This window comes from Burkholderia sp. Ac-20392, assembly GCF_017104585.1.
Lineage (GTDB): Bacteria > Pseudomonadota > Gammaproteobacteria > Burkholderiales > Burkholderiaceae > Burkholderia > Burkholderia lata.
Map to the genome: position 1 here is coordinate 1 of NZ_JAAGPB010001179.1, position 763 is coordinate 763.

The window sequence follows — 763 nt, forward strand, 5'->3', positions numbered from 1 at the left end:
TTTTGGGCAGCGTTGTAAAGGATTGTCAGGGCTTGCGCGGCGGCGTCAACGCTGCAGCCAGGCCGGCGTTTATGCGGGACGACCCCAAAGGCGGGTCATTCTCAATCCTTTCGCAACACGAAACGCCTATGAAACGCATCATCATCGCCAGCTTTGCCTTTTTCACCTGCGCCGCTGCCTTCGCGCAATCGCCCGCGCATCATCCGCATCACCACGGCAAGCATCACAACACCTACTACGCGCACCGCGCGCACGCTCAGCGTCACGTCAGCCACACGAACGATTCGGTGGCCGACCGCGCCGAGCCGCTCGACACCGCGCATTTCAAGCCCTGATTCCCGTTAGCGCGAGTGCAGGACGCATGCGCATCCGAATACCAGGATAGGAGACGATGCGCATCTTCGATAATGCTCCGCTCAATCAGAAATGCAGGATGACGAATTAATGAGATCGAGCATGAATCTGCGATGGCGCTGCGCCGCCTGCACGCTCGTGCTGGCGGTGGGCGCGGTCCTGTCGGGGTGCGCGTTACGCGGCGGCACGGACGCATCGGTTTTCGCGACGGGTTGTAGCAAGGCGGTGGCGGGCTACTACTGCGTGCAACCCGGCGACACGCTGGAAAGCGTCGCCTTCGGCTTCGGCCGCAAGCCGGAGGACCTGGCGCGCTGGAACGGCTTCGCGCCCAACACCACTTTGCTGATCGCGCAGATGTTGCGCGTCGCGCCGCCGGACTGGACCCGCGCACCGATCGAATCGATGCCGG

General features: G+C 63.0%; 2 protein-coding genes. Both read left to right on the plus strand.

Annotation, left to right across the window (positions count from 1 at the left end):
- The coding region (locus G3N99_RS41485; RefSeq protein ID WP_206125344.1) for a hypothetical protein at nucleotides 1-335 on the plus strand (335 nt) is incomplete at its 5' end.
- A gap of 121 nt (nucleotides 336-456) precedes the next feature.
- Nucleotides 457-763: LysM domain-containing protein (locus G3N99_RS41490; RefSeq protein ID WP_206125345.1), on the plus strand; the 307-nt coding region annotated here is incomplete at its 3' end.